General features: G+C 76.5%; 30 protein-coding genes. 15 read left to right on the top strand and 15 right to left on the bottom strand.

Annotated features, from left to right (window positions below; genetic code table 11):
* Positions 1-100 precede the first annotated feature (100 nt).
* The 5 genes from mdlC to PGB27_RS19695 all read left to right on the top strand — a co-directional run bounded on the left by mdlC (position 101) and on the right by PGB27_RS19695 (position 5,153).
* Positions 101-1,717 carry a benzoylformate decarboxylase gene (mdlC, locus tag PGB27_RS19715; RefSeq protein WP_274202089.1) on the top strand — a complete coding sequence of 539 codons (1,617 nt, stop codon included), beginning with the start codon at positions 101-103 and terminating at the stop codon, positions 1,715-1,717.
* A 142-nt stretch (positions 1,718-1,859) separates the two neighbouring features.
* Positions 1,860-2,873 carry an ABC transporter ATP-binding protein gene (locus tag PGB27_RS19710; protein ID WP_274202088.1) on the top strand — a complete coding sequence of 338 codons (1,014 nt, stop codon included), beginning with the start codon at positions 1,860-1,862 and terminating at the stop codon, positions 2,871-2,873.
* Positions 2,870-3,676 carry an ABC transporter permease gene (locus PGB27_RS19705; protein ID WP_274202087.1) on the top strand — a complete coding sequence of 269 codons (807 nt, stop codon included), beginning with the start codon at positions 2,870-2,872 and terminating at the stop codon, positions 3,674-3,676. The genes PGB27_RS19710 and PGB27_RS19705 overlap by 4 nt, the downstream gene beginning before the upstream one ends.
* 149 nt (positions 3,677-3,825) lie before the next feature.
* Positions 3,826-4,395, top strand: coding sequence for a dimethylsulfonioproprionate lyase family protein (locus tag PGB27_RS19700; protein ID WP_274202086.1), 570 nt, complete (start codon positions 3,826-3,828; stop codon positions 4,393-4,395).
* A gap of 44 nt (positions 4,396-4,439) precedes the next feature.
* Positions 4,440-5,153 (top strand): DUF2267 domain-containing protein, encoded by a 714-nt coding sequence (locus PGB27_RS19695; protein WP_274202085.1) that lies wholly within the window; start codon positions 4,440-4,442, stop codon positions 5,151-5,153.
* A 53-nt stretch (positions 5,154-5,206) separates the two neighbouring features.
* Here PGB27_RS19695 and PGB27_RS19690 read toward each other — a convergent pair whose 3' ends face one another.
* Together PGB27_RS19690 and wrbA are read right to left on the bottom strand one after the other, a co-directional pair.
* Positions 5,207-5,815 (bottom strand): maleylpyruvate isomerase N-terminal domain-containing protein, encoded by a 609-nt coding sequence (locus tag PGB27_RS19690; RefSeq protein ID WP_274202084.1) that lies wholly within the window; start codon positions 5,813-5,815, stop codon positions 5,207-5,209.
* 50 nt (positions 5,816-5,865) lie between these two features.
* Positions 5,866-6,483, bottom strand: coding sequence for an NAD(P)H:quinone oxidoreductase (wrbA, locus tag PGB27_RS19685; RefSeq protein WP_274202083.1), 618 nt, complete (start codon positions 6,481-6,483; stop codon positions 5,866-5,868).
* A 125-nt stretch (positions 6,484-6,608) separates the two neighbouring features.
* On the opposite strand from wrbA, the gene PGB27_RS19680 reads away from it, so the two are divergent.
* Both PGB27_RS19680 and PGB27_RS19675 read left to right on the top strand, forming a co-directional pair.
* Positions 6,609-7,928 (top strand): PucR family transcriptional regulator, encoded by a 1,320-nt coding sequence (locus PGB27_RS19680; protein WP_274202082.1) that lies wholly within the window; start codon positions 6,609-6,611, stop codon positions 7,926-7,928.
* Positions 7,925-9,850: a homocysteine S-methyltransferase family protein gene (locus tag PGB27_RS19675; protein WP_274202081.1), complete on the top strand. Its 1,926-nt coding sequence runs from the start codon at positions 7,925-7,927 to the stop codon at positions 9,848-9,850. The genes PGB27_RS19680 and PGB27_RS19675 overlap by 4 nt, the downstream gene beginning before the upstream one ends.
* Here PGB27_RS19675 and PGB27_RS19670 read toward each other — a convergent pair.
* Together PGB27_RS19670 and PGB27_RS19665 are read right to left on the bottom strand one after the other, a co-directional pair.
* Positions 9,840-10,094 (bottom strand): hypothetical protein, encoded by a 255-nt coding sequence (locus PGB27_RS19670; RefSeq protein ID WP_274202080.1) that lies wholly within the window; start codon positions 10,092-10,094, stop codon positions 9,840-9,842. The genes PGB27_RS19675 and PGB27_RS19670 overlap by 11 nt on opposite strands.
* 131 nt (positions 10,095-10,225) lie before the next feature.
* Positions 10,226-10,972, bottom strand: a complete 747-nt coding sequence (locus PGB27_RS19665; RefSeq protein WP_274202079.1) for a tyrosine-protein phosphatase — start codon at positions 10,970-10,972, stop codon at positions 10,226-10,228.
* 118 nt (positions 10,973-11,090) lie between these two features.
* On the opposite strand from PGB27_RS19665, the gene PGB27_RS19660 reads away from it, so the two are divergent.
* Both PGB27_RS19660 and PGB27_RS19655 read left to right on the top strand, forming a co-directional pair.
* The gene (locus PGB27_RS19660) at positions 11,091-11,675 is read left to right on the top strand and encodes a GNAT family N-acetyltransferase (protein WP_274202078.1); all 585 of its coding nucleotides are present in this window, start codon (positions 11,091-11,093) and stop codon (positions 11,673-11,675) included.
* 28 nt (positions 11,676-11,703) lie between these two features.
* On the top strand, positions 11,704-12,537 hold the full coding sequence (locus PGB27_RS19655) for a GNAT family N-acetyltransferase (RefSeq protein WP_274202077.1): 834 nt from the start codon (positions 11,704-11,706) through the stop codon (positions 12,535-12,537).
* Here the strand turns inward: PGB27_RS19655 and PGB27_RS19650 are convergent.
* Entirely contained in the window at positions 12,459-13,679 is a 1,221-nt protein-coding gene (locus PGB27_RS19650) for a MerR family transcriptional regulator (protein WP_274202076.1), read from the bottom strand. The genes PGB27_RS19655 and PGB27_RS19650 overlap by 79 nt on opposite strands.
* An 89-nt stretch (positions 13,680-13,768) precedes the next feature.
* Between PGB27_RS19650 and PGB27_RS19645 the strand changes: the two genes are divergently transcribed.
* Entirely contained in the window at positions 13,769-14,506 is a 738-nt protein-coding gene (locus PGB27_RS19645) for a Clp protease N-terminal domain-containing protein (protein WP_274202075.1), read from the top strand.
* A gap of 31 nt (positions 14,507-14,537) precedes the next feature.
* Positions 14,538-15,050 carry a hypothetical protein gene (locus PGB27_RS19640; RefSeq protein WP_274202074.1) on the top strand — a complete coding sequence of 171 codons (513 nt, stop codon included), beginning with the start codon at positions 14,538-14,540 and terminating at the stop codon, positions 15,048-15,050.
* 50 nt (positions 15,051-15,100) lie between these two features.
* Here PGB27_RS19640 and PGB27_RS19635 read toward each other — a convergent pair whose 3' ends face one another.
* The 7 genes from PGB27_RS19635 to PGB27_RS19605 all read right to left on the bottom strand — a co-directional run bounded on the left by PGB27_RS19635 (position 15,101) and on the right by PGB27_RS19605 (position 20,184).
* Positions 15,101-15,532 (bottom strand): TIGR03618 family F420-dependent PPOX class oxidoreductase, encoded by a 432-nt coding sequence (locus tag PGB27_RS19635; protein WP_274202073.1) that lies wholly within the window; start codon positions 15,530-15,532, stop codon positions 15,101-15,103.
* Between the two features lie 21 nt (positions 15,533-15,553).
* Positions 15,554-16,285, bottom strand: a complete 732-nt coding sequence (locus tag PGB27_RS19630; protein WP_274202072.1) for an energy-coupling factor ABC transporter ATP-binding protein — start codon at positions 16,283-16,285, stop codon at positions 15,554-15,556.
* A 35-nt stretch (positions 16,286-16,320) separates the two neighbouring features.
* Entirely contained in the window at positions 16,321-17,085 is a 765-nt protein-coding gene (cbiQ, locus tag PGB27_RS19625) for a cobalt ECF transporter T component CbiQ (RefSeq protein ID WP_274202071.1), read from the bottom strand.
* Between the two features lie 2 nt (positions 17,086-17,087).
* Positions 17,088-17,519 carry a PDGLE domain-containing protein gene (locus tag PGB27_RS19620; RefSeq protein WP_332843837.1) on the bottom strand — a complete coding sequence of 144 codons (432 nt, stop codon included), beginning with the start codon at positions 17,517-17,519 and terminating at the stop codon, positions 17,088-17,090.
* Positions 17,516-18,193: an energy-coupling factor ABC transporter permease gene (locus PGB27_RS19615; RefSeq protein WP_274202165.1), complete on the bottom strand. Its 678-nt coding sequence runs from the start codon at positions 18,191-18,193 to the stop codon at positions 17,516-17,518. The genes PGB27_RS19620 and PGB27_RS19615 overlap by 4 nt, the downstream gene beginning before the upstream one ends.
* A 189-nt stretch (positions 18,194-18,382) precedes the next feature.
* The gene (locus PGB27_RS19610) at positions 18,383-18,778 is read right to left on the bottom strand and encodes a VOC family protein (RefSeq protein ID WP_274202070.1); all 396 of its coding nucleotides are present in this window, start codon (positions 18,776-18,778) and stop codon (positions 18,383-18,385) included.
* 20 nt (positions 18,779-18,798) lie between these two features.
* The gene (locus PGB27_RS19605) at positions 18,799-20,184 is read right to left on the bottom strand and encodes a cytochrome P450 (RefSeq protein WP_274202069.1); all 1,386 of its coding nucleotides are present in this window, start codon (positions 20,182-20,184) and stop codon (positions 18,799-18,801) included.
* A gap of 183 nt (positions 20,185-20,367) precedes the next feature.
* On the opposite strand from PGB27_RS19605, the gene PGB27_RS19600 reads away from it, so the two are divergent.
* Both PGB27_RS19600 and PGB27_RS19595 read left to right on the top strand, forming a co-directional pair.
* Positions 20,368-21,543 carry an isochorismate synthase gene (locus PGB27_RS19600; protein ID WP_274202068.1) on the top strand — a complete coding sequence of 392 codons (1,176 nt, stop codon included), beginning with the start codon at positions 20,368-20,370 and terminating at the stop codon, positions 21,541-21,543.
* A complete protein-coding gene (locus PGB27_RS19595) occupies positions 21,540-22,247 on the top strand; it encodes an RluA family pseudouridine synthase (protein WP_274202067.1) in 708 nt (235 codons plus the stop codon). The genes PGB27_RS19600 and PGB27_RS19595 overlap by 4 nt, the downstream gene beginning before the upstream one ends.
* A 52-nt stretch (positions 22,248-22,299) precedes the next feature.
* Here the strand turns inward: PGB27_RS19595 and PGB27_RS19590 are convergent, their stop codons facing one another.
* Positions 22,300-22,749 carry an SRPBCC family protein gene (locus tag PGB27_RS19590; protein ID WP_274202066.1) on the bottom strand — a complete coding sequence of 150 codons (450 nt, stop codon included), beginning with the start codon at positions 22,747-22,749 and terminating at the stop codon, positions 22,300-22,302.
* 57 nt (positions 22,750-22,806) lie between these two features.
* Here PGB27_RS19590 and PGB27_RS19585 point away from each other — a divergent pair, with 57 nt between their 5' ends.
* A complete protein-coding gene (locus tag PGB27_RS19585) occupies positions 22,807-23,331 on the top strand; it encodes an O-acetyl-ADP-ribose deacetylase (protein ID WP_274202164.1) in 525 nt (174 codons plus the stop codon).
* Positions 23,332-23,555: 224 nt separating this feature from the next.
* Positions 23,556-24,020, top strand: coding sequence for a L,D-transpeptidase (locus PGB27_RS19580; RefSeq protein WP_274202065.1), 465 nt, complete (start codon positions 23,556-23,558; stop codon positions 24,018-24,020).
* Positions 24,021-24,137: 117 nt separating this feature from the next.
* Here the strand turns inward: PGB27_RS19580 and PGB27_RS19575 are convergent, their stop codons facing one another.
* Positions 24,138-24,767 carry a copper resistance CopC family protein gene (locus PGB27_RS19575; RefSeq protein WP_274202064.1) on the bottom strand — a complete coding sequence of 210 codons (630 nt, stop codon included), beginning with the start codon at positions 24,765-24,767 and terminating at the stop codon, positions 24,138-24,140.
* Positions 24,707-25,357: a hypothetical protein gene (locus PGB27_RS19570; RefSeq protein WP_274202063.1), complete on the bottom strand. Its 651-nt coding sequence runs from the start codon at positions 25,355-25,357 to the stop codon at positions 24,707-24,709. Before PGB27_RS19570 ends, PGB27_RS19575 begins: the two co-directional genes overlap by 61 nt.
* Positions 25,358-25,396: the final 39 nt, after the last annotated feature.

The following is a 25,396-nucleotide window of genomic DNA, read 5'->3' as shown; positions in this document are numbered from 1 at the left end:
GTCCCGGGGACGGTCCTCCACACCGTCACGGGGATGGCCCTCAGCAACCGGGGTACTCCCACGTCCGGACGCGCCGGACGACCGACGGGAGAGCCCACGGATGGCGAGCGGACCCAGCGTCCGGGAGGCCTCGCTCGAGGTGTTCCGGGCCCACGGCATGACGACCGTGTTCGGCAACCCGGGGTCCACCGAGCTCCCCATGCTCGCCGAGCTCCCCGACGACTTCCGCTACGTGCTCGGCCTCCAGGAGGCCGCGGTCGTGGGCATGGCCGACGGCTGGGCCCAGGCCAGCGGTCGTCCGGCACTGGTCAACCTGCACACCGCGCCCGGCGTCGGCAACGCCGTGGGAGCGCTGGTCAACGCGGCCGCCAACGGCGCGCCGCTCGTCGTCACCGCCGGCCAGCAGGTCCGGCCCATGATCAATCTCGAGGCGCTGCTCACCAACCCGGACGCGACGACCCTGCCGCGGCCGGCGGTGAAGCTCTCCCTCGAGCCCGCCCGCCCGCAGGACGTCCCCGCCGTCCTCGCGCGGGCGATCCACGTCGCCACCAGCCCGCCGTGGGGCCCGGTGTTCGTGTCGATCCCGATGGACGACTGGGACGCCGAGCTCGACCCCTCCACCGAGCCCGCCGGCCTCGTCGCCGGACGCCGGGTGCACCAGCGCGCCGCGCCCGACCCGAGCGGTCTCGACGTCCTCGTCGAGGCCCTCGACGGGGCGCGGGCGCCGGCGCTCGTCGTGGGCGGTGACGTCGACGCCACCGGCGGCTTCCACGACGCCGTCGCGCTCGCCGAGCGCCTCGACGCCGCGGTGTTCGCCCCGCCCGTGGAGGGTCGCGTCGGGTTCCCCACCGACCACCGCCTGTTCCAGGGCGCCCTGCCGATGGCGATCGCCCCCGTCGCCGAGGCCCTCGAGCCGTTCGACGTGGTGCTCGTCGTCGGCGCCGCGGTGTTCCGCTACTACCCCTACGTGCCGGGCCCGTTCCTGCCCGCGGGGACGCGGCTGCTGCACGTCACCGCCGACCACGACCAGGCCGCCCGGGCCCCGATGGGCGATGCCGTCGTCGCCGACCCGACGCTGACGCTGCGCGCGCTGCTCGAGCGCGTGGGCGACGGTCCGGCCGACCGTGCGGCCCCGCCGCAGCCGGCGGAGCTCGACGCGCCCCGATCCGCCGGCGAGGGGCGCCTGACCGCCGACGAGGTGTTCACCGCGCTCGCGCAGGAGTGGCCGGAGGACGGGGTGCTGGTCAGCGAGGCCCCCTCGCACCGCGCGACCCAGCAGGCGCGCCTGCCGATCAGCCGGCCCGGCAGCTCGTACTTCACCGCCTCGGGTGGGCTCGGCTTCGGGCTCGCGGCCGCGGTCGGGGTGGGGCTCGCCGAGCCCGCGCGGCCCGTGCTCGCGGCGATCGGTGACGGGTCGCTGCAGTACGCGGTCCAGGCGCTGGCGACGGCGGCCTCGCTGCAGGTCCCGGTGACCGTGCTGGTGCTCGACAACCAGGAGTACGCGATCCTCAAGTGGTTCGCGGCGCGCGAGCAGACGCCCAAGGTGCCCGGCCTCGACCTCCCCGAGCTCGACCACCTCGCCCTCGCACAGGCCTACGGCGTGCCCGCCGAGAGCGTCGGCACCGTCGAGGAGCTGCGGGCGGCCGTACGGCGCGGGTTCGCGGGCCCGGGACCGCGCCTGGTGCACGTGCGGGTGCCGTCGTCCGGGAGCGCTTGACCTCGAGCTTCGTCGAGGTCCCACGCTGCTGGTCATGGCGGCGATCACGGAGCACCGAAACCGACAAGAGGGGTGTCGGGCCCCCGGCGTAGCGTCGCGATGGCGCTCGTCGAACGGTTCGGCGCGCGGGGGAGGACCATCGGTGAGCACGCAGACCACCACGCGGCCGTCGACCGGGGCCGAGGCCGACGAGGCCGCGCCGGCGGTCGAGGTGGCCGATCTCGTCAAGCGCTACGGGCGCAGCAGCACGCCGGCGGTCGACGGGCTGAGCTTCGCGGTCCGCCGCGGCGAGGTGTTCGGGCTGCTCGGCCCCAACGGCGCGGGCAAGACCACCACGGTCGGCGTCCTCACCACGCGCGTCACCAAGACCTCGGGGCGCGCGACGGTGGCGGGCATCGACGTCGCCGCCGACCCGGTGGCCGCCCGCGCGGTGCTCGGCGTCGTGCCGCAGCGGCCCAACCTCGACCGCTCGCTCGACGCCCGCGGCAACCTCGTCTGGCACGCCGCGTACCACGGGGTGCCCCGGGCACGGCGGCGCGCGCTCGCCGACGAGCTGCTCGAGCGGATGGGCCTCGCGGACAAGGCGACCACCAACCCCGACGAGCTCTCCGGCGGGCAGGCCCAGCGGCTGATCATCGCGCGGGGCCTCATGCACGACCCCCGGGTGCTCTTCCTCGACGAGCCGTCCACGGGGCTCGACCCGCAGGCGCGCCTGTTCGTGCACGACCGGGTCGCCGAGCTCGCCGCGTCGGGCGTGACGGTCGTGCTCACCACCCACGACATGGACGAGGCGGCCAAGCTCGCCGACCGGGTCGGCATCGTCGACCACGGCCGGCTGCTCGCCCTCGACACCCCGTCCGCGCTGGTCGCGGCGCTGCCGGGCGAGGCCACCATCGACCTGACGCTCACCGGCGCCGACGTCGCGTCCGTGCGCGGCCGCATCGACGCCGTCCGCGGGATCGCGGGCGTGGAGGACCTCACCGGCGAGCGCCCGGACACCCACCTGCGCGTGCGCTGCGACGGCGAGGCGGGCGCGGTGCTCGCCCCGGTGCTCGGGGCGGTGGCCGACGCGGGCGCGACCGTGTCGCAGGTCGAGCTCGGCGAGCCGACGCTCGAGGACGTCTTCATCGACCTGACCGGGAGGGGGTTGCGGTGAGCGCGCCGACCACCGCACCGAGGCAGGCCGGGCCCGGCCAGGGCCGCGCGTTCCTCGGGGTGCTGGGCCGCGACCTCGCGGTCACCGGCAAGGAGTTCGGCAGCTTCATCAGCCAGGTGCTGGTGCAGCCGTTCTTCCTGCTGTTCGTGTTCGGCGTGGTGCTGGGCCAGCTCGGCTACGTCACGCCGGGGTACGCGCAGCTGCTGCTGCCCGGCCTGCTGGCGCTCAACGCGTTCTTCGTCGCGGTGCAGGCGACGGCGCTGCCGCTGGTCATCGACTTCTCGTACACCAAGGAGATCGAGGACCGCCTGCTCGCGCCGCTCTCGACGCGGCTGGTGGCCGTCGAGAAGATCGTGTTCGGGGCGCTGCGGGGGCTGTTCGGCTCGCTGGTGATGATCCCGGTCGGCTACCTGGTGCTCGACGAGGTCGCCTGGGATCTCGCGGGGCTGCCGTTCGCGGCGCTGCTGCTCGTGCTCGGGTCGCTGGCCGGCGGCGCGGCGGGCCTCGTCATCGGCACGCTCGTCTCGCCCCGGCGGATCAACGTGGTGTTCGCGGTGGTGATCACGCCGCTGCTGTTCACGGGCTCGACGCAGTTCCCGTTCCTGCAGCTGGGCAACCTGCGCTGGTTCCAGGTGATCTGCGCGCTCAACCCGATCACCTACGTCTCCGAGGGCCTGCGCGGCGCGCTGACGCCGTCGGTGCCGCACCTGCCGGGGTGGCTCTGCCTGCTCGCCCTCGTCGCCGCGTGCGCGCTGTTCGGGGCGATCGGCATCCGCGGCTTCGTGCGGCGGGCGATCGACTGACCGCCCCCCGCTCAGAGACCGCGGGTGGGCGGGAGGATGTCGATGCCGCTCAGGGAGAAGTTGACGGTGAGGGCGAGGATGAGACCGATCGCGATGAGGGCGATGCTCGAACCGATGCGCATGCCGGTCTCCACCCACCGCCGGGTCGCGTGACGCCGGGGTCCGAGCCGCTCGCGGTGCTGGTCGGGCGGCTGCGGGCGGCGCTGGTGGACCGGGGGTACGCCGGGCAGGCGGGAGCCCTGGACGGGGTCCTGTCCGGGGCCGCCCCGGCGGGCACCGCCGGTGGGGACCTCCCCGTGCTCGCCCACCTCGACGACGCCGTCGCCCGGGCCGGTGAGGAGGTGGACGGCGAGCTCGCCGCCGTCCTCGGGTCGGTGGCCGCGAGCGCGCGGTGGACGCAGACCGCGTCCTACGTCCGCGAGCCGCCCGGCCCCGGCTTCCTCGACGGCTACGCCCACGCCACGCTGGTGTCCGGCGACGACGTCGCGGTCGGGCTCCTGCTGCTCGGGCCGCAGGTGCACTACCCGCCGCACCACCACCCCGCCGAGGAGTTCTACCTGCCGGGCGCCACGATCCGGTGGCTCCACGGGGCCGGGCCGGCCGGCGTCCTCGTCCACCACGCGCCGTGGCAGCCCCACGCCATGACGACCGGCGACCGTCCCGCCCTGCTCGCCTACGTCTGGACCGGTGACGTCGCCACCCCGTCCGCCTTCTGCTGATCACGAGGGGCGTGCCGCCCCGGACCGACGGGTAGGCCAGGCCCATGCGACACCAGGAGTTCCTCGCGGGCGTGGCCACCCGAGGTGGCTTCGCCGACACCGACGACGCCCGCCGGGCCGCCGACGCCGTGCTGGCCACGCTGGCCGACCACCTGTCCGACGACGACCGCGACGCCCTCGCGCAGGCCCTGCCGAACCTGCTCGAGCAGGAGTCCGGCGTGGACCACCCGAGCCACGGCGGCACGCCGAGCGAGGCCGACCTCGTCGAGCAGGTGGCCCGCCGCACCGGCTGGCCGCCCGAGCGGGCCCGCTACGCGCTGACCGCGGTCACCGGCCAGCTCGCGGCGGAGGACGCCGACCTCGGCGACCGGATCGCGCGCGTGGTGCCCGCCGACCTGCAGGGCGGCGGCCCGACGCTCCCGCCGGACGCCGCGTCGGAGGGCGCGCAGGGGCGGCCGCAGCCGGTCGACGCCGACGAGCTCGAGCGGGTGCTGGCCCAGGAGCTCACCTCGTGGTCCGGCGACCGGTCGGGCATCCAGCGCACCGTCGAGCTGCCCTCGGAGCACCTCGACCTGCTGCTCGAGCGCCTGCGCGGCGTCGAGCGCGACACCGGCCAGCGGCTGCGGATCGTCGACCGCACGCCGACCTCGCTGACGGTGCGGGCGCGCTCCGAGCGCCAGGAGGTCGTCACGGCGATCGACCTCGACCTCGCGGCGCGCTTCGACGACCTCGTCAGCACGGTGGGCTCGGCGGCCTGACGCCCGTGTGAGCACTTTCCACGGCTATCGGCGTGGAAAGTGCTCACGAGGACTCAGACCACCGAGAACCCCGGCGGGAGGGCGGCGCGGCCGGTGAGGGCGCGCAGGAGCAGCCCACCGTGGCCCAGGCGGACGGCGGTGCGGGCGAGCACCGTCGCCACCTGGGTCGTCGTGTGCGTGGAGAAGGTGACGTCGAGGCCCGTGGCGGCCGCGATGTCGTTCCCGTGCACGACGAGCTCGATCGTGCGGGTCGGCACGTACGAGGCGACCCGCAGGCCGCCGGCGATGCTCGCGATGAGCATGTCGGGATCGGCCGCCCGGGCCGCGGCCACCGCCCGCTCCGCGAGCGAGGCGAACGCCGCGGCCGGGTCGTCGCCCAGCGCGACGCCCGCGTCCCGCCCGCGCTGCGCGACCGCGGCCTGGTCGAGGCCCTCGCCGGTCATCGACGGCAGCAGGGCGTAGTAGCCCTCCGGCGAGTCGATGTCCTCGGTCTCGGCGGGCCGGTCCAGGTAGGTCAGCACGGTGACGAACGACCGGCTCGTGTGCCCGACCAGCGCCCGCAGGTCCCACTCCCCGAGCCCGGGGCCGTCCCACGCGTCGTCCGGTATCCGCTCGACCAGCCCGGTGACCGCCTCCGCGGCCTCGGCGTACCCCTCCAGCATGTGAGCGATCTTCCGCGCTACAGCTCAGAAAATCACTCACGTACGGCTCGTCAGGTGATCAGCTTCGCGGCCACCTGCGCGAGCCGGGTGCCCTGGACGCGGGCGGCCTGCAGGGCGCCGTCGTCGGGCGCGGCGGACTTCCGCGACACCCAGGACGCGCCGTACGGGTTGCCCGACGACATCAGCGACGGGTCGGCGGCGTAGCCGAGCGGCATGACGAGCGCGCCCCAGTGGTAGAGCACGTTGTTCATCGACAGGATGGTCGCCTCGAGCCCGCCGTGGCCCGTCGAGGCGCTGGTGAACGAGGTCCCGACCAGGCCCGCGAGCTTGCCCTGCGCCCACAGGCCGCCGGTCGTGTCGAGGAACGCCTTGAGCTGCTCGGCGCTGTTGCCGAAGCGCGTGGGGCTGCCCAGCGCGAGGCCGTCGGCCCACTCGAGGTCGTCGAGCGAGGCGAGGGTGTCGTACGGGTTGTCGTCGACCCACGCCTTCCACCGCCGGTTCGCCTCGATCGCCTCGCGCGGCGCGCGCTCGGCGACCGGCCGCACGCGGGTCTCGGCGCCCGCCTCCCGCGCGCCCTCGGCGAGGGCCTCGGCGAGCGCGGCCACGTTCCCGGTCGCGGAGTAGAAGACGACGGCGATGCGCGGCGCCCTGCCGGACGGGTCGGTCACGGGTCCTCCCGGGTCGGTGTGGGGGCCCCGATCATGACCCGTTCGGGGGTGCCCGGCCGCGCGGGGTCCCGCGGCGCCGCCGACGACGGGACGCACGCGACGGCGCCGCGTAGCAGGATGAGCGGGTGACGACGGGCCAGGCGCGGGCGATCGCCCCGGCACGTCCGGACACCGACCGGGCCGCCGGGCCCCGCGGGCTCGTCGGGCTCTACCGCCGGCTCTCGGGGCTGGTCGCCGGGCCCGCCGCGGACGCCCAGGCGGTGACGGCGGTGATGGCCGGCGAGCTCGGGGTGCTCGCCGCCGTCGTCGGTCCGGCCGGCGAGGTGCTCGCCGCGGCCGCACCGGGCACGGGCCCGGCCGAGGCGTCCTCCCTCGTCCGCGGCGAGGCCCGCACCGCCGTCTGGCCGCGCACCCTCGACGTCGCCGCGAGCGCCGGCCGCGCGCTGCGGGTCCCCGGCGCCGGGCACCTCGTGCAGGTCGTCGCCCCGGTGCTGCTCGGCCGCGAGGTGCCCGCGTTCGTGCTCGCCGAGGAGGACAGCGCCGCCCGTCACCGCCGCCCCGACGCCCTCGCCGGCGACGACGTCCTGCTGCTGGTCGCCGAGCACGCCGCGACCGTGGTGGGCGTCCTCGCCGGACGCGACCGGGTGCTCGCCACCGCGGCCGGGCAGGTGCGCGGCGACCTCGTCTCCGGGCTCCTGCTCGACCGCGCCCGCGACGCCGACCAGGCCGCCCAGTGGGCGGAGCACGTCGGCTACGACCAGGGGGTCGCGCACCGCGTGGTCGTCGTGTCGCCCGACGACGACGCCGCGCACGGTGCCGGGCCGGCGAGCCTGCTCGGCGACGCCGAGGAGCACCTGCTCGCCGCCGCGCCGACCGCGCTGACCGTCGTCCGCGACAGCGAGACCGTCGCCGTCGTCCCCGAGCCCGACGATCCGGCCGCCGTCGGGGCCGCCTGCGCGCGCCGGCTCGCCCGCGGCCGCGTGCCCGACCCGGACGCGCACTGGCCGGTGACCGTGGCCGTCGGCGGCCCCGTCCGGGAGGCGACGGAGATCGCCGCCTCCTACGACCAGGCCCGGCGGACCCTCGTCGCCGCCCGCCGCCTCGGGCGCACCGGGCGGGTGCTGCGCTTCGACGACCTCGGCGTGCACCGCCTGCTGCTCCAGATCCCCGACCCCGAGGCCGCCCGCGCCTTCGCCCACGAGGTGCTCGGCCGGCTCGCGACCGACCGCTCCGAGCGCACCGCCGAGCTGCTGCGCACCCTGGCCCGCTACTTCCTCGAGGACGGCAGCCCGCAGCGCGTCGCGAAGGCCCTCAACGTCCACCCGAACACCGTCGGCTACCGGCTGCGCCGCGCCGAGGAGCAGAGCGGGCTCGACCTCGACGCCTACCGCGACCGCCTCGCCGCGCAGGTGGCCCTGGAGATCCTCGGGGAGATGGAGGCGTGAGCGAGTCCTTCGCCGACGCCCTGGCGCGCCGGGTGCTGCTCGCCGACGGCGCGATGGGCACGCTGGCGCGGGCGAGCGGCGGACGGGCCGAGGGCCACGGGGCGGAGCTCTGCGTCCTCGCGCCGGAGCTGGTCACGGCGCTGCACGAGCGCTACCTCGCCGCCGGCGCCGACGTCCTGCAGACCCACACCTTCGCGGCCTCGCGTCCCCGCCTCGAGCGCCACGGTCTCGCCCGCCGCGTCCGCGAGATCAACCTGGCGGGCGCCCGTCTGGCCGGGGCGGTGCGCGACGGGGCGGGGCGCCCGGCCTGGGTCGGGGGGTCCGTGTCGCCCGTGACCCCGCCCGGCCAGACCGCGCCGACCGACCCCGCGCGCGCCGCGGCCGCGGTCCGCGAGCAGGTCGAGGCGCTCGTCGAGGGCGGCGTCGACCTCGTCGTGCTCGAGACGTTCAGCCGCGCGGACGAGCTGCTCGCCGCCGTCCGGGCGGTGCGCGAGGTGACCGACCTGCCCGTCGTCGCGCAGGCCACGTTCGTCGACGAGGACGCGGGCCACGTCACCGCGGCTGGCGAGTCGCCCGCCGAGGTCGTCGCGCGCCTGGCCGGGGCGGGCGCGGTCGCGATCGGGACCAACTGCACGCTCGGGCCCCAGGGCCTGCTCGACGTCGTGCGCCGGATGGGGCCGACCGACGGGCCGGTGCTCTCCGCCCAGCCGAACGCCGGCCTGCCGCACGTCGTCGCCGACCGCAGCGTGCGCTTCGCCGGCGACGCCGAGCACTTCGCGCGCTACGTGCTGCGCTACGTCGAGGCCGGCGCGCGCCTCGTCGGGGGCTGCTGCGGCACGACGCCCGAGCACATCGCGGCGGCCGCGCGGGCCCTGACCACCCACGACGCCTGGTCCCCGCCCGCGAGCCCGCCGGACGCCGACGCCCTGCCGGCGCCGCGCCGGTCCGCGCGGCTGTCGGTGCCCGCGCCCGTCCCCGAGGACACCGCCGACGGCGCCGGCCCCGGGCGCGGCGCGGTCGAGCGCTGGCTGCAGCCGCGCCGCTCGGGTCGCGGCTTCCTCGTCGCCGCCGAGGTCGCCGGCGCGGGCGGTCCCGACGAGCACCTCGCCCGGGCCCGCCGCGCCGTCGCCGGCGGCGCGTCGGTGCTGTGGGTCAGCCGGTCGCGGACGCGGCGCGCGAGCACGAGCACCGCCGCGCTCGGGGTGCACCTGCACGACCGCGTCGACGTCGACACCGCGCTCACCGTCACGAGCTGGCAGACGAGCCTGCTCGCGCTGCAGGCCGACCTGCTCGGGCTGCACGCGCTGGGCCTGCGCACGCTCGTGTGCGAGACGGGCAACCCGCCGGTGCACGCGGAGCAGGCGGTGCGCGACGGCGTGTGGGAGGTCGACGGTCTCGCGCTGCTGCGGCTCGCCGCCGGGCTCAACCGCGGGGTCGACGCCGACGGCGCGGAGCTGGGCACGCCGACCGCGTTCCGTCTCGGCGCGCGCGTCACCCCCGGCGCCGACGACCTCGCGCACGAGGCCGAGCGGGCCGTCGCGAAGGTGGAGGCCGGCGCGGAGTTCCTCGTGACGCGGCCGGTGTTCGAGCTGCAGGGGCTGCGGGCGGTCGTCGAGACCCTCGAGGCGGCCGGGCGTCGCGTGCCGGTGCTCGCGTCGGTCGGCGCGCTGACGGGCTACGCGCAGGCCGAGCACCTGCGCCACGAGGTGCCCGACGTCGTCGTGCCCGACACCGTGGTCGAGCCGATGCGCCGCGCGGGCGACGGACCCGACGCCGCGCACACGGGCCTGGCGCTGGCCGCGGACCTGGTCGCCGAGGCCGCCGAGCTCGTCGAGGGCGTCGTCGTGCGCTGGCCAGGGCCGGACCCGGCGACCGCGCTCGCGCGGCTGCGCGCCGCGGCCGGCGGGCGGGTCAGGCGCTGACGGCCTCGGGGCGGGCGTCGGCGTCGAGGGCCTGGCCGGTGCGCGGCAGCGGCAGCACCGTGGGCCGGGCGACGCCGCGCAGGCGGGCGACGGTGGCGCGCAGGTAGGCCACCTCGCGCGTCAGCGACGCGACGGTCTCGCCGTCGAAGTCGTAGGACATCTCGCGGGGCATGACCACGACCCCGCAGCACGGGCACGTCGTCGGGGTCTCCATCGTCGTCACCTCGAGCTGGTTCGGCGCCACCGGACCGACCGCCCGGCGTACCTCCCAGTCTTCGGCCCGCAGCCCGGCCGGGCACTGTGCCCGCGCACAGAGATCACGACGGCGCCGTTGTGGCCCGGCACAGCGTGCCGGCGCGGTGCGACCGGATGGCCCTAGGACTGTCCGTCGACCAGCCGAGCGCGCCAGGCGTCGACGTCCGCGTCGGGCACGCCGGCCTCGCGCAGCGGGGCACGCGGGTCGTCGTCGACGAGGTCGAGCACCGGCTCGAGGTGCTCGGGCGTCACCCCGATCCGGCTCGCCTCGACGCCCGGGTCGAGCGCGCCCTGGGCCACGAGACGGTCGCGCAGGGCGACGCGGTGCTCGTTGGTGGCGGCGAAGTCGGCGGCCACGGTGGCGCGGTCGACGCCCGCCGCGCGCAGCAGCAGGGCGACGGCGACGCCGGTGCGGTCCTTGCCCGCGGCGCAGTGCACGAGCACCGGGCCCGGACCGTACGCCGCGACCCGGAACAGCTGGGGCAGCCACGCCTCGCCGATGCGCACGAGCAGCAGGTAGAGCTCGTCGACGCCCAGCTCCCCGCGGCGCCCGCGGGCCTGCTCGGCCGGCGCCAGGGACTCGACGAGCGGCAGGGACGTCAGCTCGGCGCCGAGGGCGGGCAGCGGGTGCGGGTCGCGGAGCTCGGCGGGGTTGCGCAGGTCGACGACGCTGCCGGGCGGCCACGCGAGACCGCCGGGCCCGACGGTGTCGTCGCCGGCGAGCGGGGCGTCGGCGCGCCACAGCACGCCCGGGCGGGTGCGCCCACCGTCGCGGGTCGGCAGCCCGCCCACGTCGCGGAGGTTGGCGAGGTGCCGCGTGACGTCGGTGTGGGTGTCGGGGGACTGGTCCGTGGGCGTCGCGGACACCGCGGGTCTCCTTCGTCGGGACCTCCATCGTCCCCCGATCCCGCCCTGGTGCCCGGCGGGTCGTGGGCCACTTCACCCTCGGCGTGCCGTGCGGGAGCGGCCGGGCCAGGCTGGGGACGTGGCCGACGCCCACCCCGACGCGAGCCCCGACGCGAGCCCCGACGCCAGCCCCGCCGCGGGCCCCGACGACCTGGTCCTGCGCGCCCCGCGCCCGTCCGACGAGCCGGTCGCCCGCGACGCGCAGGCCGCGCTCGCGCCCGAGGGCTTCGACTTCGGGCTCTGGCCCGACGGCGAGCCCTGGCTGGCCTACCTCGACCGCCTCGACCGCGAGCAGCGCGGCCTCGACCTGCCGCCGGGCCGGGTGCCCATGACCTTCCTCTACGCCGAGGTCGCCGGGCGGGTCGTCGGCCGGACCTCGATCCGGCACATGCTCAACGACACCCTGTGCGTCGAGGGCGGGCACGTCGGCTACGCGGTCCTGCCCGGCGAGCGGCGCCGCGGCCACGCCACCGCGATCCTGCGCCGCAGCGTCGCGCTGCTGCGCGCCCGCGGCGTCGGGCCCGTCCTCGTGACGTGCCGCGAGGACAACCCCGGCTCGCTCGCCGTCATCACCCGCTGCGGCGGGCAGCCCGACCCCGGCTGGCCGGCGTCGCGCCCACACGGCGCCGGGGCGCCCGCGACGCTGCGGTTCTGGATCCCCTGACCCTCGACAGCCCCGGGATCCTCGGACCATGGGCTGGACGGTCACCGACGACGTCGACGAGTTCTGGGCCGCGGCCGCGGGGTTCCTCGCGGCGCACCGCGTCGCCTGCACGGTGGAGCTGACCATCGTCGACACCCTGCGCCGCCGTGGGCGGGAGGCGTTCGGCGGGCCCAGCGCGCTGGCCTGGTGGGACGACGGGGTCGGGGCCTCCGCGGTCGTCGTCCACACCCCGCGGCACCGGCCGGTCGTCTCGGCCCTGCCGCCCGGGGCCGCCGTCGCGTGGGCGGCCCAGCGGCCGTGCCCCCACCGCGTGCTCGCCCCGCCCGGGAGCGTCGCCGAGCTGGCCGCGGCCTGGGACGCGACCTGGGAGGCCGTGGTCACCGAGCGGCTGCACCGCCTCGCGCGCCTGCGGCTGCCGGCCGCCCCCACCCCCACGCGGCCGGCGGGCGACGCCGATCGCGACCTGCTCTGGTCGTGGCTCCAGGAGTTCCACCACCAGGCCACCCCGCACGATCCACCGCCACAGCGCGCCGCGCTGGACGCCGCGATCGACGAGTCCCGAGTGGTGGTCGCGGTGCCCGGCGACGAGCCGGTCGGGTACGCGTCGGCGTCGCCGGTGGTGCTCGGGACCGCCCGGATCGGCCCCGTCTACACGCGTCCGGGGCACCGCGGTCGCGGGCACGGTGCGGCGGTCACCGCGGCCGCGGCGCAGCAGGCGCGGGCACGGGGCGCCGACGAGGTCCTGTTGTTCACCGACCTCGCGAACGCCACGAGCAACGCGCTCTACGCCCGGCTCGGGTTCGTCGGGCTCACCGACCTCGTGGACGCCGACCTGGTGCCGACGGCGCGGAAGAACGTGTAGCTGAAGGTCCCGCCGGGCTCGGCGGTGCGCAAGAGGTCGCGGACGCCGGCGTCGAAGCGCTCGGGCGTGATCAGCCCGGCCGCGAGGGCCGGCTCGCGCACGCCGGCGACCATCGGGGTGAAGGTCCGGCGCACGAGGCTGTCGGTGAGGTCGGGGCGTCCGGCGTGGGCGTGGGCGGTGCGGGGCTCGACGCGCACGTCGTCGAACCCGGCGTCCGCGAGCAGCGGGGCGAGCCGGCGGCCGATCCCGGCGTCCCCGCCGGCCTGGCGCTGGAGCACCTCCTGGCACGCGATCACCGCCCGCGCGTCGGCGCTGTCGGGGTGGAAGGCGGTGGCGCCGTGGTCACCCTCGACGACGGTGATCGTCCCGCCGGGACGCAGCGCGCCCCGCAGCGCGCGCAGCGCCTCCACCGGGTGGGGGAGGTGCTCGAGCAGGAAGAACACGACGACGTGGTCGACGGGTCCGGGCGGGTCGTGCACATCGCCGACCCGCACGTCGACCCGCTCCCCGATGCCGGCGGCCTCGACGCGGGCGCGCGCCGCGGCTACCTGGCCGGGCTCGCGATCGAGGGCCGTGAACCGTGCGCCCGGGCTGCGGGCGGCGAGCACGACCGTCTGCGCGCCCACGCCGCAGCCGGGCTCGAGGACGTGGGCGCCGTCGGGGAACGAGACGCCGTCGTGGAGCAGGTCGGCGAGCGTCGCGGCCTGGTCGCGCAGGCGGGTCGCCTCGCTCGCGTGGAAGCCGTGGACGTAGGACCCGATCATGGTCATCTCCCGGAGCACGGTGGACAGGACGTCGTCGGGGGCGCCACCCGCGGCCTCGCCGAGGACCGCGCCGAGGCGGTCCCGGACCGTCCGGCGCCGCCGCAGGTCGGCGTCGAGGCCGGCCAGGTGCGCCCGCAGCGTCGCGGCCGGGTCGGGGTCGACGCCGTCGAGCAGGGCCGCGACCTGCTCGAGGCGCAGGCCCAGCGCGCGCAGGGTGATCGCGCGGTGCAGCCGGACGACGTCGGCGGGCGAATAGAGGCGGTGGCCGGCCGGGGTGCGCGAGGGCGAGACCACCCCGCGCTCGTCCCAGTGCCGCAGCACGCGCACCGAGAGCCCGGTGGCCTCCGCCAGCTCGCCCACCGTCCGTCCCTCGGCCACGACGGGGACGCTAGGACCTCACACCGTGGGAGGGGCAAGCGTCAATCCAAGGTTGACGAAAACCGGGTTCGTCAACCTAAGGTAGACGCATGGCCGACACGTCCCCGACCCCCGTCCGACTCGACGACCTCATCAACGCGATCACCTCGGTCCACACCGACACCCTCGAGCAGCTCCAGGACGCCGTGCTCGCCGCCGAGCACCTCGGCGAGGTCGCCGACCACCTCATCGGCCACTTCGTCGACCAGGCCCGACGCTCCGGGGCGTCCTGGACCGAGATCGGCAAGCGCATGGGCGTCACGAAGCAGGCCGCCCAGAAGCGGTTCGTGCCCAAGGGCGCGAGCGGCGACATCGACATGGAGGAGGGCTTCGGACGCTTCACCCCGCGCGCCCGCAACGTCGTCGTCGCCGCCCAGGAGGAGGCCCGCTCCGCGGGCAACGCCGAGATCACGCCGGCCCACCTCGCGCTCGGGCTGCTCCACGAGCCGGAGTCGCTGGCCGTCCTGACCATGAAGGCGCTCGACGTCTCGCCGGAGACGGTGCGCCGCACCCTGGTCGGCACCCTGCCGCCGAAGGCGTCGGAGATCGGGGCGCTGATCCCGTTCGACGCGGCCTGCAAGAAGGCGCTGGAGCTGACGTTCCGCCAGGCCCTGCGCCTCGGCCACAACTACGTCGGCACCGAGCACATCCTGCTCGCGCTGCTCGAGCAGGAGGACGGCGCCGGGACGCTCACCGGGCTCGGGCTGGGTCGTGACGCCGTGGAAGGGCACGTCGTGCGCACGCTGTCCTCGCTCGCCGGCGCGCCGCAGGACCCGAAAACGGAGTGAGGCCGGCGCGCGCCCGTGGTCCGATGGCGGCGTGCACGTCGCGTTCACCCGGCGCCCCGACGGCGGATCGCTCGCGGACATCGACCGCGGGGACGGCCTGCGGCTGCGGCTGCGCTCCTACGACCGGACCGGCACGGTCCCGCACGACGCCGTCCACCTCCTCGGCGAGCGCGCGCTCGGGATGGCGCGCGGGCTCTGGGGCTCGATCCGGGCCGGCGCGCTGTTCGACAGCCTGGAGATCATCGGCGGGAAGCCGCGCCACGACCGGTACACGGTGTCCGACCGCGTGCGCCGGGACCACGCCCGGGACCTGCGGCTCGCCGAGGTCGTCGTCGGCGTGCTCGCGCAGGGCATCGACCGACGCGCCCCGGTGGTGGTCACGGAGCTCGACGAGGCCTGGGGCATCACCGAGACCGGCCGCGCCCCCTTCACCGCCGAGCAGGTCGCCGCGGCGCTGACCGACCTCCGCGACCTGCGCGAGCGCTGGCGCCGCCTGGGCCCCGACGAGGCGCTCGCCTACACCTGGTGCGCTCCGCGCAGGTGAGCACTTTCGGTGCTACGGCCCGCGAGGGTGCTCACGAGCGCGAAGCGCACCTAGACCCCGTAGACCCGGCTCGGGGTGACGAGCACCGCGGCCCGGCGCTCGCGGGCCATGGTCTCGTCGTACTCGACCCAGTCGTCGTGCTGTCCCCCGGCCGCCACGAAGACCTCGCGCAGCAGCGCCGGGACGTCGTCGACGCCGGCGAGCGGGTCGTCGGGGCCCGCGATCTCGGCGGCGCCCTCCACCGTGGTCCACCGCCACCCGGACCGGACCGTGATCGTCGTCCACGGTCGCGCGCGCAGGTTCGCGAGCTTCACCGACCCGCCCGCCGCCACCAGCGCCAGGACCGGCGTGCCGTGCACCGGGTGGTCCATCACGCCGGCGTTGACGACGCTCGACTGGATCGACCCGTCCGCCCGGGCCGTCGACACGACGACGAGGAACTGCTCGCCGGCCGCGCGCTCGCGGAAGTCGTCGAGGTCCATGGCCGCGAGCGTGGCACGGGGTCAGCCCGGCGCGAACCCGAACGGCAGCTCCAGGCGGTGAGCGGCGAGGAAGTCCGCGTCGGCGAGCAGCTCGCGGGTCGGGGCGTCGGCGACCACCACGCCGCCGTCGATCACCACCGAGCGCGGACAGAGCTGCAGGGCGTAGGGCAGGTCGTGGGTGACCATGAGCATCGTCCGCTCCAGCCCGAGCAGCACCTCCGCGAGCTCGCGGCGCGCGACCGGGTCGAGGTGGGTCGACGGCTCGTCGAGCACGAGGATCTCCGGGTCGCACGCCAGCACCGTCGCCAGCGCGGCGCGGCGCCGCTGGCCGCCGGAGAGGTGCATGGGGGAGCGGTCGGCGAGCTCGGCGACCCCGACGGCGTCGAGCGCCTCCTTGACCCGCAGCGAGAGCTCCGGCTCGGTGACCCCGAAGTTCGCCGGCCCGAACGCGACGTCGTCGCCGACGGTCGGCATGAACAGCTGGTCGTCGGGGTCCTGGAAGACGATGCCGACCCGCCGGCGGATCTCCTGGACGTTCTCGCGCGTGACCTCGAGCCCGCCGACGCGCACCGTGCCGGCCCCGGCGCGGTGCACGCCGTTGAGGTGCAGCACGAGCGTCGTCTTCCCCGCGCCGTTGGGGCCCAGCAGCGCCACGCGCTCGCCGCGCTCGATGCGCAGGTCGACGCCGAAGAGGGCCTGGTGACCGTCGGGGTAGGCGAACGCCAGGCCCGACACCTCGAGACTGGCGACCATGGGTCGAGCTCCGCTCCGCTCCGTCTCCCTGCCGGTCACGCCACCCAGTATCCGGACAGCGCGAGCAGGGCCGCCGCGATCGCCGGCACGAGGGCCACCGACCACGTCGCCGCCGACGCGGGCGCGGTGGTGAACGCGGGCATGGTCCCCGTGTAGCCCCGCGACAGCATCGCCAGGTGCACGCGCTCCCCCCGCTCGTAGGAGCGCAGGAACAGCGCGCCCACCGAGCGCACGGTCGCCCCGAGCTGCCAGGCGAAGCGCGGGTCGTGGCCCCGCGAGATGCGGGCCAGCCGCATCCGCCGGGCCTCGGCGACGATCACCTCGAGGTAGCGCAGCATCAGCGTCGCGATCACGCACACCATCGACGGCACCCGCAGCCGCGAGAGCCCCGAGACGAGGTCGCGCAGCGGGGTCGTCGCGGCGAGCGTCACCGACACCAGCACGCCCAGCGTGCCCTTGACCAGGATGTTCCAGCCCGCGAGCAGGCCGTCCACCGCGAGCGACATCCCCCACCACTCGACCCGCGGGCCGTCGGCGAAGAACGGCAGCAGCACCGCGAGCACGACGAACGGCGCCTCGATCAGCGCGCGCGTCGCGAGCCAGCCGGGCGGGATGCGGGCGGCGATCCACACGCCCACCAGCAGCAGGAACTGCAGCCCGAAGACCGCGAACGCCTCGCGCGGCGTCGCCACCACCGCGAGCACGAACAGGAAGGCGACGACGATCTTGACGTGCGCCGGCAACCGGTGGACCACCGAGTCGCCGGCGCGGTAGAGCGGGTGCGCGTGTCCGGCGGCCACCGCTACTCGACCCGGCTGGAGGGCTCGTCGCGCAGGCCGCGCCCGTCGCCCGGGTCGAGCCCGGTTCCGCTGCGTCTCCCGCGCAGCACCCAGAACAGCCCGCCGGCCACGACGAGCGTCGCGAGCACGCCGATGACGCCCGCGATGCCGGTGGTGCCCTCGGAGCCGCCGACGGCGTAGTCGGCGAGCGGGCTCCCGGCGGTGGCGTGCTCGCCCGCGTTCTGGGCGATGCACCGCCCGCCGACCGGCTCGCCGGCCTCGTCGAGCTCGCAGCCGGTCTGCGTCACCGCGTCCAGGCCGTCCGGGCTGCCGCTCGCGGCGTAGGACATCACCCCGGCCAGGAGCAGGGCCACGACGAGGAAGCCGGCGTAGAAGGCGACGGGGAGCCGGGAGACGGAGCGCCGCGGAGCTCGACCCGATCCAGGGCTGGTCACGCGGAGACTCCCTTGATCGTCAGCGACGGGGCGGCGGAGCGCGTCAGGTAGACGAGGTCGGGGCGCACGGACGCGACGGCGCCGACGGTGAGCGCGGTGATGATCCCCTCGCCGATCCCGATCAGCGCGTGGAAGCCCGCCATCAGCCCGATCACGGTGCCGAGCGCGAGGCCCTCGCCGCCGATCGCGTACTCGAGGACGAAGCCCAGCGACGCGACGACGGTGTTCACCCAGGCCGCGACGAACGCCGTCAGCACCAGCCCGCCGCGGCTGCGCGTCGCGATCCGGCGCATCGCGACGGCCACGCCGTAGCCGACGAACGTGCCGAGCAGGGCCATGTTCGTGATGTTCGTGCCGAGCGCGGAGAGCCCGCCGTCGGCGAAGAGCAGCGCCTGGAGCAGCAGCACGATCGACACGCAGATCGCGCCGACGTAGGGCCCGACGAGGATCGCGCAGAGCGCGCCGCCGAGCAGGTGCCCGCTGACCCCGGGCAGGATCGGGAAGTTCAGCATCTGGACGGCGAAGACGAACGCCGCGACGAGCCCGGCCATCGGGGCGGTGCGGTCGTCGAGGTCGCGCCGGGCGCGCGCGACGCACACGGCGAGGCCGAGCACGGCCACGAACCCGAAGATCACCGACGTCGGCGCGTCCACGATCCCGTCGCTCATGTGCATGGCGACGAGCCCGGTGTGCGGCTCCACGCGTCACCCCCCAGCCTCGGCGGGCCACCCGGTCGGGTGGCGTCCCCGAGTGTGTCGCAGGTGAAGCGTTGTCGCACTAGTCCTGCGACAACCGAGGACTGGCCGAAGAGAGGGTGTGGCCGGGAGGGGTGTCGTGGTGCGCCGGTCCCTCTCGTGGGCGCCTCAGGACGCGAGGGCGAAGAACTCCAGCGCGTTGCCGTCGGGGTCGGTGAACGACAGGGCCCAGCCGTAGTCGGCCTCGACGACGCCGCCGTGCGCGACGCCGATGAGGTCGAGGTGGGTCTGCCACGCGGCGACCTCGGCGCGGTCGGCGCAGGCGAAGCCGACGTGGTCGAGGCCGGGCGCGACGACGTCGAAGCGGTCGCCGGAGCGCGCGCCGTGGTGGGCGGTGAGCCCGAAGAGCTGGCCGCCGGCCAGCGCGAACACCTTCCGCTCGAACGGGCCGTCGGACAGCGTCATCGCCGGCTCGACGCCGAACAGCCGCTGGTACCAGGGCAGGCTGGTGGCGAGGTCGGTCACCGACAGCGCGACGTGGGAGATCGAGGGCAGCTCGGGCACGCGGGAACGGTAGCGCGCGATCAGTCGGCGCGGACGCCGAAGCGCCGGGGCCCGCGCAGGACCGTCGCGACGCGCGGCACGAACCGGCCGGCCGGGCGCAGGCGGGGCAGCCGCTCGGCGAGCATCTCCAGGGCCACCTCGCCCTCCATGCGCGCCAGCGCCGCGCCGAGGCAGTAGTGCGCGCCGCCGGAGAACGCGAGGTGTGCGGTCGCCTGCTCGCGGTGCGGGTCGAATCGGTCGGGATCCGGGTGCGCGGCCGGGTCGCGGCCCGCGCTCGCCAGCAGCACGAGCACCCCGGTGTCGCGGCGCAGCCGCTGCCCGCCGATCTCGACGTCCTCGTGCGCGAACCGGGCCGTGAGCTGCACCGGCGGGTCCCACCGCAGGGTCTCCTCGACGACACCCGCCGCGAGGGCCGGGTCGGCGACGAGGTCCTCCCACGGGCCCGAGGTGTGCAGCGCGCGCACGGCGTTGCCGACGAGGTTGGTCGTCGTCTCGAACCCGGCGATGAGCAGCAGCTGTGCCAGCGACACCAGCTCGTCGAGCGTCAGCTGGCCCTCGTCGAGCGCGTGCACGAGCTGCGAGATCACGTCCTCGCCCGGGTCGGCGCGGCGGCGCTCGACGAGGTCGGCGAACAGGGCCCGCAGGTCCGCGGTGGCGCGGGAGAGGGCGTGGGCGTGGCGCACCGAGCGGACGCCGTCGAGCGCGGCACCGACCACGCGGCCCCAGGCGGCGAAGCGCGGGGTGTCGACGTCGGGGATCGCGAGCAGCTCGGAGATGACGCTGATCGGCAGCGGCGCGGCGAGCGCGCCGACCAGGTCGAACGGGGCGTCGGTCGGGGCCGCGTCGAGCAGGCGGCCGGTGACGGCGCGGGCGGTCTCGCGGTACTGCGCGAGGCGCTTCGGCGCGAACGTCGGCTGGGCGAGGCGGCGCAGCCGGGTGTGGTCGGGGGCGTCGAGACCGAGCAGGGAGAGGTCGATGGGCTCGATCAGCGCCGTGCCGGGGTCGGTGGGGTCGTGGCTGGAGGCGGTGCTCGCGTCGTCGGTGGGGTCGAACGGCATCCGCCCGTCCGCCAGCCGCACGCCGAAGCGGCGGTCGCGCAGCACGGCCGTGCAGGCCTCGTGGCTGGCGACGGCCCGGATGCCGGTGCGGCTGCGGGCCACCCCGCCGGTCGCGGCGCCGGTGGCGCGCAGGCGCGCGTAGGTCGGGTACGGATCGAGGCGCCAGGGCTTGTGCATGAGGCGCGCGACGGGATCGCCGCGGACGGCCAGCGCGAGCCCGCCCGCGCGCATCGCGACGATCCGCGAGCCCAGGCGCAGGTCCGCCCGCCAGCGGGGCAGGGGCAAGGGCGTGGTGCGCGGCTCCGCCTGGTCGGTGGTCACGGACGGGACCTCCCCCTGGGTCGTCACATACCCAGAGTATGACGGTGCGGCGTGTCACGCCCTCCCCGGCTGGACCGTCTGTCACCACGAGCGGAGGGTGGATGGTGTCCGGGACATCCCGGACAGGCCCGACAGGCACCGTCCGGTGCCGTGGACCACGATGCCACCGAGAGCTGCACACCAGCGGCCCCCCGCGGACGGGAGCGAGACGTGACGAGCACCAGCCCGGCTGCGCGCGCGCCGCTCGGCGTCGCCGACCCGGTACGGCTGCTCCGCTCCTGGACCCCGGGCAGCGGCTCCTGGTTCTCCGGGCCCGCCGGCTCCCTGCGCACCCGTGGCGTCCTCACCGGTCTGCCCCCCGGCGACGCCGACGCGGTCCTGCGGTGCCTCCGTGACCTCGGTGACGACGCGGTCGCGGTGGGCGCGCTGCCCTTCGACCCCGCGGCGGACGCGCACCTCGTCGTCCCCGAGCACGTCGAGCGCGCCGACCCCCTCGGCGCGGTCCTCGTCGCCGGCCCCGGCGGCTCGCCCGTCGCCGGCACCGCCCGCCCGATCCCCGCCCCCGCGGCCTACGAGGCGATGGTCGCCGAGGCGCTCGCGCGCATGGCGGCCGGCGGGCTGGACAAGGTGGTGCTCGCCCGGGCGCTCGAGGTCGTCGCCGACGGGCCGGTCGACGCGGTGCCGATGCTGCGCGAGCTCGCGCGCCGCGACCCGCGCAGCTACCTGTTCGCCGTCGACCTCCCGCCCGAGCGCGCGGGGACGCCGCGCACGCTGCTCGGCGCGAGCCCGGAGCTGCTGCTCTCGCGGCGCGGCGCGACGGTCACCGCGAACCCGCTCGCCGGCTCGGCGGCGCGCTCGTCGGACCCCGAGGAGGACCGCCGCCGGGGCGAGGCGCTGCTCGCGTCGGCGAAGGACCGCCACGAGCACGCGCTCGTCGTCGCCGACGTCGCCGAGCGCCTGCGTCCCGTCGTCGACGACCTCGAGGTGCCCGCCGCGCCGTCGCTGGTCCGCACCCCGACCCTCTGGCACCTGTCCACCACCGTGCGCGCCCGCGCGACCGACCGCGACACCTCGGCGCTGCACCTCGCCCAGGCCCTCCACCCGACCCCCGCGGTCTGCGGGGTGCCGCGCGCGGCCGCCCACACCGCGATCACCGAGATCGAGCCGTTCGACCGCGGCTTCTACACCGGCGCCGTCGGCTGGACCGACGCCCGCGGCGACGGCGAGTGGGTCATGGCGCTGCGCTGCGGCGAGGTCCAGGGCGACCGCGTCCGGCTGTGGGCGGGCGCGGGGATCGTGCCCGCGTCGCGGCCGGCCGACGAGCTCGCCGAGACCGGGGTCAAGCTGCGCACCCTGCTCGACGCGCTGGGCCTCGACGAGGCGTGAGCACCTGGGACGAGGTGCGCGCCGGTCGCGAGCTGCTGCGCGACGACGACCTGCTCGTCCTCGACAAGCCGGCGGGCTGGTCGGTGATGGGCGAGCGCCACGACACCGACCTCGTCCGCCTGGCGCGCGACGCCGGCGAGACGCTCTGGCCCGCCCACCGCATCGACAAGGTGACCTCGGGGATCGTGCTCTTCGCGCGCCGCCTCCAGGCGCACGGCGACCTCACGCGCCAGTTCGCCGACCGCACCGTCGCCAAGACCTACCTCGCCGTCGCGTCCGGCACCGGCCTGCCCGAGCGGGGCACGATCGAGCTCCCGCTGTCGGTGGGCCGCAAGAACCGGGTGCGGATCGCCGCCCCGCGCGAGGCGATCACGTGCACCGACGACGTGTGGTCGGTGCCCGACGACGCGGTGCTGCCCGGTGACGTCTACCCGTCGACGACGACGTTCGAGGTGCTCCGCCGCGGCGAGGACCGGACCATGCTGGCGGTGACGCCGGCGACCGGCCGCCGCCACCAGATCCGCGTCCACCTCGCCTGGATCGGCCACGCCCTCGTCGGCGACCCGCTGTTCGAGAAGGACCCGGCCACCCGCACCGCCCTGCACGCCTGGCGCCTGGGCTTCACCGGCCCCGACGGCACCCGCCACGACCTCGAGGCCCCACCGGGCGACGACTTCGACGCCCTGTGCCCTCCGGGCAGGTGAGCAGAGGGAAGTGCTGGAGCACTTCTCTCTGCTCACGAGCGCGACAGCGCACCTAGGCGAGGGCGGCCGCGAGGTTGGCGATCGTCGAGCGCATGTCGTCGGCCGAGACCTCGCGGACACGCCCGAGGATCTCGGGGTCGGAGAGGTCCGCCCAGTCGTGGTAGTGCGTCACGACGGTCCGGTCGCCACCGTCCGACGCCAGCTCCCAGCCCCACACGTGCCCCGACGGCGGCTTGCCGACGGCCGCGGGCGTCCAGGCGAGCGCGCGGTCCTCCTCGTAGCGCACCACGTGGTTCTCGACCCGGTAGCGCCCGCGCGCGGGGTGCTCCATCTCCATGACGAAGACGTCGCCGACCTCGGTGATCGCGAGGTGGGTGTGCGAGGCGTGGACGGTGCCGCTGCCGTCGAGGTCGGGGTGCCGGTCGGGGTCGGCGAGCAGGGCGAAGACCCGCTCGACGGGGGCGTCGACGGTGTCGGTGACCTCGATGCGCGTGTCGCTCACACGGCGATGGTGTCAGGGACGGTCGTGGCCGGCCGCCACGGCGGGTACCTGGCGCGCATGGGCACGCCGGAGATCACGCTGCACCGGGGCGACATCACGGCCGCGCAGGTCGACGCCGTCGTCAACGCCGCGAACTCCGGGCTCCTCGGCGGCGGCGGCGTCGACGGCGCCATCCACCGCGCCGGCGGGCCGGACATCCTCGAGGCGTGCCGCGAGCTGCGGCGCACCACGCTGCCCGACGGCCTGCCGACCGGGCAGGCCGTCGCCACCACGGCGGGGCGGCTGCCGGCGCGCTGGGTCATCCACACCGTCGGCCCGGTGTACGCGAAGAGCGAGGACCGCTCGGAGCTCCTGGCCTCGGCGTACCGGGAGTCGCTGCGGGTGGCCGACGAGGTCGGCGCGCGGACCGTCGCGTTCCCCGCGGTGTCGGCGGGCGTGTACGGGTGGCCGCTCGCCGACGCCGCGCGGATCGCCGTGACGACCGTGCGGACCACCGAGAGTGCCGTGCGCGCGGCACAGTTCATCCTGTTCAGCGATCAAGTCTTCGACGCCTTCGTCCGCGCGGCGGAATCGTGTGGGTGAATCGTCCCTAGCGCTGAACGCGCTGTGTCCACGACGTCCGGAACCCACAGAGGTTGTGCGCCGAACCGGTTCCGGTGACGTGCTCCGGACCACCGGAAACGGTCCGTGACCCCGTCGTGACTGCCTCGTTGTGCCCGTCGGATCGCGCGGTGTGGGAGCCGCGCGGACGTGAGCGAGGGGCAGGACGTATGGCGGGCAGGCATCGCAGGGGGACGCAGCGCGGGGTGCCGTCCGGTCGGTTCGCGGTCTCGGTGGCCACGATCGGTCTCGGAGCGCTCCAGCTGGGTGGTGTGGCCGTCGCGGCACCGGCCGGGGGCGGCGGCGTCGGCGGTACGCCGTGCACCGACGCGCGGATCAAGGCGTGCGTCGACCTCTCCGAGAACCGCGCCTGGCTGCTCGACGGGGACGGCGACGTCGTCCACGGCCCGGTGCGCAACAGCCACGGCGCCGAGGGCCACGAGACCCCGACCGGGGACTACATCATCCAGCGCAAGGAACGGCACCACGTGAGCCAGGAGTACGAGGGCTCGCCGATGCCGTACGCGGTGTTCTTCGACAACGAGGGCCGCGCGTTCCACGGCGGCAGCACCGACCGCGAGTCGGCCGGGTGCGTGCGCCTCGGCGAGGACGACGCCAAGCGCTTCTTCGAGCACCTCAACCCGAACGACCGGGTCCAGATCGTCGAGTAGGGCCTCCCGGCCCCGACGCGCGGCCGTGGCCGGGCGCGGCGGGCGAGGGGCACCCGAGGGGGGTGCCCCTCGCCCGTCCGGCTCAGGGCCGGTCCAGCGTCCGACTCGGCGCCCGGCTCAGACCCGACGGCGCAGCACGAGCGCGACGGCGCCACCGACGACGACCACCGCGATGACGACGAAGACCCAGGCGGGCACGCCCCCGCCCGCGTCGTCGGGACCGGCCGCCGCGGCGGGCGACGGCGGGGCGGCCTCGTGGCCGGCGTGGGCGGAGTGGTCCGTCCCGGCGCCCGGCGCGGCCGCCGCGGTGCCGGGGGGCGCGCTGGCTGCCGAGCCCGCCGACGGGGTCGTCAGCTCGAACGACACGGAGCCGGTCGTCGGGTGGCCGTCGCTCGAGATGATGCGGTAGCCGATCTCGTAGCGGCCGGCCTGCGGCAGCGGGCCCACCGGCACCGAGACGACCTGGCCCTGCGTGGTCGTCGGCCCCGCCTCGTGGTGGGCGCCGTCGGGGCCGACGACGGTCAGCGTGGACAGGTTGCCCTGCGGCTCGTCGCTGAAGGTCACCGAGACGCTGGTCGGCGCGGTCGGGACGGTCGCCCCGTCCGCGGGGTCGCTGCCGGTGACGACGTCGTGGGCGCTCGCGGTGCCGGCGGTGACGAGCAGCGCGGAGAACGCGAGCAGGCCGGTCAGCAGGGCGGCGAGGACGCCGCGGCGGGGACGGGCGGACGGGGTCCGCGGAGTGGGCATGGAGGGGTCCTTCCGGGTCGGGGTGGTGTCGCGGCGCGGACCGGGGACGCGGTGGCGCGTCCGGTCCGGGGCGGCGACGGCGGTCCCCGACGCGGGTGGTGGGTGACGACGGCGTGGCGCCGCCGGGCCGTGGGCGCCGGCGGGGGCACCGGCGCGCGCGCCGGCTCCGACGGGACCGGCGGGCCGGCGAGGCGTCGCGCCCACGCCGCGGCACGCCGGCGGGCGGTGCGCGCGAGGGCGCGGTCGGCGTGCGCGAACCCGAGGGCGACGAGCACGGCCACGGCGACGTGCGCGAGCACCATCCCCGCGTCCGACACGGCGTGCACCCCGTGGTGACCGGCGTGCACGTCGGCCGGTTGGACGAGGTGGATCGCGAGCTGCCCGGCGGCGAGCACCGCCGCGAGCCGGCCCGCGTGCTGGGGACGCGTCCCGAGCGCGGCCGTGACCAGCGCGACCGCGAGGGTGACGAGCACGGTCGTCGAGGAGACGAGGAGCGCCCCGCCGGCCGAGCCGTGCGCCGCGACGCCGACGACGCCCGCGCAGCCGCCGAGCAGCACGGCACGCACCGGTGCGGCTCGGTCGGGGGTCACGGGCCTCCACGGTAGCCCCGCCCCGTGAGCCCGGGGCCC

It is taken from the genome of Actinomycetospora lemnae, from assembly GCF_028737315.1.
GTDB lineage: Bacteria > Actinomycetota > Actinomycetes > Mycobacteriales > Pseudonocardiaceae > Actinomycetospora > Actinomycetospora lemnae.
This window is presented reverse-complemented; position numbering and strand designations above follow the sequence as displayed.

Bases quoted from the DNA above. Each gene is read 5' to 3' on its own strand.
- PGB27_RS19645 (WP_274202075.1), top strand. From the start codon at position 13,769: ATGGCCGACACGTCCCCGACCCCCGTCCGACTCGACGACCTCATCAAC.
- PGB27_RS19695 (WP_274202085.1), top strand. From the start codon at position 4,440: ATGCGACACCAGGAGTTCCTCGCGGGCGTGGCCACCCGAGGTGGCTTC.
- PGB27_RS19690 (WP_274202084.1), bottom strand. From the start codon at position 5,815: ATGCTGGAGGGGTACGCCGAGGCCGCGGAGGCGGTCACCGGGCTGGTC.
- PGB27_RS19635 (WP_274202073.1), bottom strand. From the start codon at position 15,532: ATGGACCTCGACGACTTCCGCGAGCGCGCGGCCGGCGAGCAGTTCCTC.
- PGB27_RS19615 (WP_274202165.1), bottom strand. From the start codon at position 18,193: ATGCACATGAGCGACGGGATCGTGGACGCGCCGACGTCGGTGATCTTC.
- mdlC (WP_274202089.1), top strand. From the start codon at position 101: ATGGCGAGCGGACCCAGCGTCCGGGAGGCCTCGCTCGAGGTGTTCCGG.
- PGB27_RS19575 (WP_274202064.1), bottom strand. From the start codon at position 24,767: ATGCCCACTCCGCGGACCCCGTCCGCCCGTCCCCGCCGCGGCGTCCTC.
- PGB27_RS19585 (WP_274202164.1), top strand. From the start codon at position 22,807: ATGGGCACGCCGGAGATCACGCTGCACCGGGGCGACATCACGGCCGCG.
- PGB27_RS19630 (WP_274202072.1), bottom strand. From the start codon at position 16,285: ATGGTCGCCAGTCTCGAGGTGTCGGGCCTGGCGTTCGCCTACCCCGAC.
- PGB27_RS19655 (WP_274202077.1), top strand. From the start codon at position 11,704: ATGGGCTGGACGGTCACCGACGACGTCGACGAGTTCTGGGCCGCGGCC.